This window comes from Achromobacter sp. Bel, from assembly GCF_012928505.1.
Taxonomy (GTDB): Bacteria; Pseudomonadota; Gammaproteobacteria; order Burkholderiales; family Burkholderiaceae_B; genus Achromobacter.
This window is the reverse complement of the sequence record NZ_JABBJN010000010.1, coordinates 138,639-146,025: the sequence shown is the minus strand read 5'-3', so window position 1 is coordinate 146,025 and position 7,387 is coordinate 138,639. Positions and strand designations below refer to the sequence as shown.

Annotated in this window: 8 protein-coding genes; 2 read left to right on the top strand and 6 right to left on the bottom strand. The window is 69.0% G+C overall.

Annotated elements, in window-relative coordinates; all coding sequences use genetic code 11:
• Nucleotides 1-19: 19 nt before the first annotated feature.
• Entirely contained in the window at nt 20-508 is a 489-nt protein-coding gene (locus HG262_RS09355; RefSeq protein WP_169270744.1) for a 2-amino-4-hydroxy-6-hydroxymethyldihydropteridine diphosphokinase, read from the top strand.
• A gap of 62 nt (nt 509-570) precedes the next feature.
• Here the strand turns inward: HG262_RS09355 and HG262_RS09350 are convergent, their stop codons facing one another.
• The 4 genes from HG262_RS09350 to HG262_RS09335 are packed head-to-tail and all read right to left on the bottom strand — an operon-like array spanning nt 571 to nt 4,372.
• Complete coding sequence (locus HG262_RS09350) at nt 571-1,470, bottom strand: sugar kinase (RefSeq protein ID WP_169270736.1); 900 nt, start codon at nt 1,468-1,470, stop codon at nt 571-573.
• Nucleotides 1,471-1,524: 54 nt separating this feature from the next.
• A complete protein-coding gene (locus tag HG262_RS09345) occupies nt 1,525-2,355 on the bottom strand; it encodes a CoA ester lyase (RefSeq protein WP_169270735.1) in 831 nt (276 codons plus the stop codon).
• Nucleotides 2,352-3,545 carry a CaiB/BaiF CoA-transferase family protein gene (locus HG262_RS09340; protein ID WP_169270734.1) on the bottom strand — a complete coding sequence of 398 codons (1,194 nt, stop codon included), beginning with the start codon at nt 3,543-3,545 and terminating at the stop codon, nt 2,352-2,354. The genes HG262_RS09345 and HG262_RS09340 overlap by 4 nt, the downstream gene beginning before the upstream one ends.
• A complete protein-coding gene (locus HG262_RS09335; RefSeq protein ID WP_169270733.1) occupies nt 3,542-4,372 on the bottom strand; it encodes a MaoC family dehydratase N-terminal domain-containing protein in 831 nt (276 codons plus the stop codon). Before HG262_RS09335 ends, HG262_RS09340 begins: the two co-directional genes overlap by 4 nt.
• A 150-nt stretch (nt 4,373-4,522) precedes the next feature.
• Here HG262_RS09335 and HG262_RS09330 point away from each other — a divergent pair, with 150 nt between their 5' ends.
• Nucleotides 4,523-5,416 (top strand): LysR family transcriptional regulator, encoded by an 894-nt coding sequence (locus tag HG262_RS09330; RefSeq protein ID WP_169270732.1) that lies wholly within the window; start codon nt 4,523-4,525, stop codon nt 5,414-5,416.
• Nucleotides 5,417-5,427: 11 nt separating this feature from the next.
• On the opposite strand, the gene paaG is transcribed toward HG262_RS09330, so the two are convergent.
• Complete coding sequence (gene paaG / locus HG262_RS09325; RefSeq protein WP_169270731.1) at nt 5,428-6,252, bottom strand: 2-(1,2-epoxy-1,2-dihydrophenyl)acetyl-CoA isomerase PaaG; 825 nt, start codon at nt 6,250-6,252, stop codon at nt 5,428-5,430.
• On the bottom strand, nt 6,249-7,361 hold the full coding sequence (locus tag HG262_RS09320) for an acyl-CoA dehydrogenase (protein WP_169270730.1): 1,113 nt from the start codon (nt 7,359-7,361) through the stop codon (nt 6,249-6,251). Before HG262_RS09320 ends, paaG begins: the two co-directional genes overlap by 4 nt.
• Nucleotides 7,362-7,387 lie beyond the last annotated feature (26 nt).

Sequence of the window (7,387 nt, the reverse complement as noted above, 5' to 3'; positions counted from 1 at the left end):
GCCAGCGCCGAATAACGCCATGCCGCCCGCCATCGTCCGCGCCTATGTCGGCCTGGGCGCCAACCTGGGCGACAGCGCGGCCACCCTGCGCCGCGTGCTGGCCGAACTGCAGGCGATCGACGGCATCGCCGCAGTGACGGCGTCGCCGTTCTACCGCAGCGCGCCGGTGGATGCCGCCGGCCCTGATTTCGTGAATGCCGTGGCGGCGCTGGACACCCGACTGCCGCCGCTGGCCTTGCTGGATGCGCTGCAAGCGCTGGAAAACAGCCACGGCCGCCTGCGCCCCTACAAGAACGCTCCCCGCACACTGGACCTGGACCTGCTGGCGTATGGCGACACGCAGCTGAATCACGAACGGCTGATCCTGCCCCACCCCCGCATGCACCAGCGTGCCTTCGTGCTGCGGCCGCTGCGCGATCTGGCGCCCGAAATTTCCGTGCAAGGCAGGCCGGTCAGCGAGTGGATCGACGCGATCCACGATCAGGCGATCGAACGGATCGTCGAATAGATGGATGGGGTGTGCGCGGTTGGCCCCCGCATCCCATCATCCAACCGTTGCCGCAAACACCCTTACCCCGCCTTCGCCGCGAACGCCATCATCGCGCGTTCCACGTCTTCCACTTTCGGCAGCCCGGCTTCGTTGCCCAGATGCTGGATCTTGTGCGCCGACGCCGCCCGTGCAAACGTGAAGTGCTCAGCCCAGGGTTGTTCCGGGCGGTTCAGGTAGGACCACACATAGGCGCCGTGGAATACATCGCCCGCCCCCGAGGTGTCCACGATGCGGTTGCCCGGCACGTCCAGCGACGGCAAGACGTCGACACGGCCGGTCTCGTCGTACCAGAGCATGCCGCGCTCGCCCAGGGTGACGGCGCCGATGCGGCAGCCACGCGCCTTGAGCAAGTCCAGCAGGCCCTCCGGCGTCAGGCCCAGCTGTTCGCACATGCGTTCCGCGCAGACGGCGATGTCGATGTGGCGCAATAGCTCGTCGGTGTTCTCGCGCACGCCGCCGCCGTCCAGCGACGTCAGCACGCCCGCCTGCCGGCACGCCCGCGCATAGTGCAGCGCGGCGTCGGGCTGGTGCCCGTCCAGATGCAGCACGCGATAGCCGCCGATGTCCAGGCGGGGGAAATCGTTCAGGTAGTCCACGTCGCGCGCGCGCACGATGGCGCGCTTGCCGTGGTTGGGCATGATGAAAGACAAGGACGAGCGGCGCACATGGCGCGCGTGCAGCGTCACGCCGTGCCCCGCGGCCATGTCCGTGTACATGTGCCCCAGCCAGTCGGGCGCCAGCGAACAGATCAGATCGGGCGGCGAGCCCAGGCGCGCGCAGGCGAATGCCGCCGTGACGGCGTTGCCGCCAAAAGACACCGCATAGTCCCGCGCCACGCGCTTGTCGTCGCCCGTGGGCCATTCGTCGGCCAGCACGGTGACGTCGATATAAGTGTGTCCGATGAAGAGCGCATCGCTCATGGCGCAGCCTGTGAATAAAGGTGGGGATCCCCGAGGATAGGCGATCTACCCCGGTTACGCGCCGTGCTCCCCGGCTTGCGCCAGCACCAGCCGCGCGCGCGCGATGACCGGCGCGTCGACCATTTTGCCGTCCAGCATGAAGGTGCCCGCCGCGGTCTCGCGATGCGCGGCGACGACGCGGCGCGCCCAATCGAGTTCTTCCTGCGCCGGCACGAACGCCGCGTGGATCACCGCCACCTGCGTGGGGTGGATGCACAGCATGCCGCCGAACCCCATCTGCTGGGCGCGGCCCGCCGCATGCGCAAGGCCGGCTTGGTCCTGCACGCCGGGGAACACGCCGTCCAGCGCAGGCGCGAGCCCTGCCGAACGGGTGTGCAGCAACACTTGCACGCGCGCGTGGTCCAGCACGGTTTCCGCGCCGGGCGTGTCGGGCGTCAGTCCCATGTCCAACCCGTAGTCCAGGCTGCCGAACGCCAGCCGCGCCACCCCCGGGGTGGCCGCCACCTCGGCCGCGTTCAGCAGGCCGCGGGCGGTTTCGATGATGGGGATGACGGGCAGGCCCGTCTGCGCCACATGCCGGACCTGCGCCAGGCTTTCCGCCTTGGGCAGCAGGATGCCGGCGACGCCGGGCTGGCCCCGGCAGGCTTTCAGGTCGTCGTCGTGCCAGGACGTGGACGCATCGTTGATGCGCACCCACAGGCGCGCCTGGCGATGCGTCCCCAGGAAGTCGCACAGGGACTCGCGGGCGGATGCCTTGGCCAGATGCTCGACCGCGTCTTCCAGGTCGACGATGACCGCGTCCGCGCCGGCGGCCAGCGCTTTGGGAATGCGCTCGGCGCGCGAGGCGGGCACGAACAGGGCGCTACGAACGACGGGATGCGTCACACGACCTCCGAGGCATGGAATTGCGCCACTTGATCCGGCGCGTATCCCAATGATGCTAGCACCGCGTCGGTGTTTTGGCCCACCGAGGGCACCGCGGCCATGCGCGGCGTGAAGGCGTTGCTGCTGGCCGGCGGCAGCAACGCCGGCAACGTGCCGGCGGGGCTGTCGACCTGGCTCCAGCGAGCGCGCGCCTGCAACTGCGGGTGCGACCAGACGCCTGCCATGTCGTTCACCCGGGCATTGGCGATCTGCGCGTCTTCCAGCCGCTGCGTGACCTGCGCGACGGACAGGTCGGCAAAAGCCGCCACGATCAGGTCGCGCAAGGCGTCGCGGTTGGCGGTGCGCTGGGAATTCGACAGGAAGCGCGGGTCTTCCGCCAGGTCGGCCTGGCGCAGCACCTGGGCGCAGAACACGCGCCATTCGCGCTCGTTCTGCAGGCCCAGCATGATGGTGGAGCCGTCACCCACCGGGAACGGCCCGTAGGGGTAGATCGAGGCATGGGCGGCGCCGGCGCGCACGGGCGGCGCGGCGCCTTCGAACGCGTAGTACATGGGAAAGCCCATCCATTCGACCATGCTTTCCAGCATGGACACGTCCAGGCGGCTGCCCAGCCCAGTCCGCTGGCGCAGCAGCAGGGCGTTCAGGATGGCCGAATAGGCGTACATGCCCGCTGCAATGTCGGCGATCGAGCACCCCGCCTTGACGGGATCGTCTTTCGTGCCCGTGACGGACAGGAAACCGCTTTCGCTCTGGATCAGCAGGTCGTAGGCCTTCTTGTCCTGGTAGGGGCCGCCTTCGCCGTAGCCCGAGATGTCGCACACGATCAGGCGCGGGTATTTCTTGTGCAGGGCCTCAAACGACAGCCCCAGCCGCGCGGCGGCGCCCGGCGCCAGGTTCTGCACCAACACGTCGGCCGATTCCAGCAGGCGATCCATGATGCCGCCGGCTTCGTCGCGCTTCAGATCAAGCGTCAGGCTTTCCTTGGAGCGGTTGGTCCAGACGAAATGCGAGGACAGGCCGCGCACGCGTTCGTCGTAGCCCCGGGCGAAGTCGCCGCTGCCGGGGCGCTCGATCTTGATGACGCGCGCCCCCATGTCCGCCAGTTGGCGGGTGCAGAATGGCGCGGCGATGGCATGTTCAAGGCTGACGACGGTGATGCCGTCCAAGGGGCGGGTGGCCTGCGTGCTCATTCGGTAAACCTCAGTTCAGCTTGGTGGGCCAGCGTGCCGTCCTGCTCGGCCCACAGCTGGGCCACGCCCGGCTCGGTCAAGCGGCCGGCCACCTGGAAGGGCGTGGGCGAAATCAGCGGACGCAGGCCGCGGTACGACAGATGCGTCAGGCGCGCCTTGGGATGGGCGCGCGTGAAGGCGGCCACCATCTCGGTGGCGATCAGCGGGCCGTGCACCACCAGGCCGGGGTAGCCCTCGGTGCCGGTCACGTAGGGGTGGTCGTAATGGATGCGGTGGCCGTTGAAGGTCACCGCGGAATAGCGGAACAGCAGCACGGAAGACGGATTGACCGTGTCTTGCCATTGGGCCTGGGGCGCGGGTTCGCTGCCCACGAGCTTGGGCGGCGACGGCTGCCGGTAGACGATGTCCTGTTCTTCCTGGATGACGATCTGGCCCGCCTGGTGGTATTCGTGGCGCACGGTCACGAACAGCAGCGCGCCGGTGCGGCCGGTTTTCTCTTTGACGTCGGCGACCGTCGACACGCGTTCGGCCGGCACGCCCACCTTCAGCGGCTGGCGGAATTCCACCCGGCCGCCCGCCCACATGCGGTTGCGGTCCTGGGCCGGCGGCAGGAAACCACCGCGCGACGGGTGCCCATCCGTCCCCAACCCGTCCATGCCTACCGTACTGATGAAAAACGCCCATTGCCACAGGGGCGGCAGGGCCTCGCCTTCGGCCGGCGCCGCGCCGCCCAGCGTGGCCGCGATGCGCGCGGCATGGCCAGGGTCCATCGCGTCCGCCTTGCGTTCGCCGCTGCCGATCCAGCCTGCCGGATCTGTAGAAGTCATGCCGATATCCTTTGGTGGGGTTTTCTCAGTTGCAAGCATGCCCGCAAGCCGTCCCCGTTGTGAATTCGTTTTTCCTCAAGGCGGGGTTTGCGGCGCCTGAATCGACAGCCCATGCCCAGCCCCGGCGCCGCGCGCCGTAATATATGCCCCATGCACTTCGACCTTGCCGACCTACGCCTGTTCATCCACATCGCGGAATCCCCCAGCCTGACCCAGGCGGCCAAACGGGCGCACCTGTCCCTGGCCGCGGTCAGCGTGCGGATCAAAGCGCTGGAAAACCAGCTGAACACCCGATTGCTGTACCGCGACAGCCGCGGCGTGGAGATCACGCCCGCTGGCCAGAAGCTGCTGCAGCACGCCCGCGTCATCATGCGGCAGGTGGACCACCTGAAGCACGACTTCCAGGAGCAGTCCGACGGCGACGCCGGCCACATCCGAATCTTCGCCAACACCACGGCGGTCACCGAATTCATGCCGGACATCCTGGCGCAGTTCCTGGCGGCCCATCCGGGCGTTACGGTCGACCTGCAAGAACGCCTGACGCGCGACATCGTGCGCGGCGTGCTGGACGGCACCACCGACCTGGGCATCGTGGCCGGACCGGTGGACGCGCCCGAATTGCAGACGATCCACTTCAGCACCGACCGGCTGGTGCTGGTGGTGCCCAACGGCCATCCCTTGCAAGACCAGGACAAGGTCAAGCTGGTGGACGCCGTGCGCTATCCGTTCATCACCATGCACGAAGGCTCCACGCTGGTCGCCTTCCTGCGCGACCAGTTGGAGCGCGGCGGCCAGCGCCTGCCGCAACGCATCCAGCTCTACAGTTTCGATTCGATCTGCCGCATGGTGCAGGCCGGCGTCGGCATCGGCGTCATCCCCGACTCCGCCGCCCGCCGCTATGGCGCCGACACCAAGCTGCGCGTGGTGGAATTGGACGAGCCGTGGGTGGTGCGGGAGCGCAAGCTGCTGGTGCGCGACATCGACGCCCTGCCCGGCTGCGCGCGCGAGCTCATCGAACAGATCCAGGTGCCGCGGGCGCCTTGACGCCTGCGGCCTCAGGTGCCGGTGAACGCCGGCGGCCGTTTTTCAGCGAATGCGCGCATCCCTTCCAGGTAGTCGTCGGTGTAGCCGAGCTCGCGTTGGAATCGGCATTCCAGGTCGAACTGCTGCGCCAGCGTATTGCCGCTGGACGCGTGCAGCGCCGCCTTGGTCGCGGCATAGGCCCGCGTGGGCCCCGCCGCCAGGGTTGCCGTGACGTCCGACAGCGTGGCGGCCAGCGCGTCATCCGGCACCACGCGCCAGATCAGGCCCCAGGACTCCGCCTGCCGGGCGCTGACCGCTTCGCCGAACAGCGCCGCCCCCATCGCGCGGGCCGAGCCTACCAGTCGCGGCAGGAACCACGTGCCGCCCGCATCGGGCAGCAAGCCGATCTTGCTGAAGGCCTGGATGAAGCGCGCGGACTCCACCGCGAACACCACGTCGCACGCCAGGACCAGGCTGGCGCCCGCGCCGGCCGCCACGCCGTTCATCACGCACACCACCGGCACGGGCAAGGCGCGCAGGCGATTGATCAGCGGCCGGTAGCACTTTTCAAGAATCTGGCTGAGGTCGCGGCGCGAACCGTCATCAGCGGGTTTGCGTTCGCCCAGGTCCTGGCCGGCGCAAAAGCCGCGGCCGGCCCCCGTGATGACCAAGCCGCGCAGGCCCGGATCGGCCTCCATGGCGTCCAGCGCGCGGGCCAGCTCGGCGTGCATGACTTCGGTGAAGCTGTTCAGCCGGTCGGGGCGGTCTAGCGTGATGACGCCCACGCCCCGGTCCAGCGTGAAGCGGATCTGGGTGTATGCGCCGCCTGCCGGCGGAGGGGATGCTGCCGCGCTCATGCCCGTTCCTCCAGAACGGCCAACTGCTCGGCCGTGTCACCCAACAATTGGTCCACGACCGTCAGCCGCTTGAAATAGTCGCCCACGTCCAGCTCGTCCGTCATGCCCATGCCACCGTGCAACTGCACCGCCATCTGCGCCACCTGGCGCCCGGCGCGCGCGGCTTCCAGCTTGGCCGACGCGATCATGCGGCGGCGCTGCGCGGCATCCGGCTCGGTCAAGGCGGCGACCGCCACATACGCCATCGACAGGGCCAGTTCCTTGGCCACCAGCATCTCGGCCAGCCGGTGCTGCAAGGCCTGGAACGACGCCAGCGGCTGCCCGAATTGCTTGCGCGTCTTCAGGTAGTCGACCGTGATCTCCAGCAGGCGCTCCATGGCGCCCGCCGCATGCGCGCACAACGCCGCCGTGCCCCATTGAAGGGCCTGCGCCAGCGCCTCGTCCGCCGCCGGCCCTTCGGCCAGCAGGGCGTCGGCGGGCAGGCCCACCGCGTCGAAGTCCAGCCGCGCGCATCGCGCGCCGTCCAGCGTCGGCGTGTCGGTCACCCGCAGGCCGGCGGAATCGGACGGCACCGCCAGCAACAAAGTCTGGCCGTCGGCGCCCTGCGCGCTGACCAGCCATGCCGAGGCCGCGGCGCCATGCCACACCAGATGCTTGACGCCGTCCAGGCGCCAGCCTTCGGCCGTCTTGGCGGCGCGGCAGCCCTGCGGGTTCGTATCGTAGCGGCGCCCGGGTTCCTGGTAGGCCACGCTGACGATGGACTCGCCCGAGGCGATGGCCGGCAGCCAGCGGCCGCGCACGGCGTCGCCGCAGGCGTCCAGCAGCGCCGCGCCCATGACGGCGCTGGGAATGACCGGTTCGGACACCAGCCCGCGGCCTAGCTCCACATGCACGGGCAGCAAGCTGGCGGGCACTTCGCCGAATCCGCCGAAGTCCGGTGAAATGGTCAGCCCCAGCACGCCCAGTTCGGCCAACGCGCCCCAGGCTTTGGGGTCCAGTTTGCCGCTTGCCTGGCGGGCGCGACGCTGGGGATACGTCCATGCCTGGTCGACCAGGCGGCGCAGGCTGTCGGCCAGCATGCGCTGTTCTTCGGTGTAGATGAAATCCATGCGTGTCTTCCTGTCGGATTGCGCGT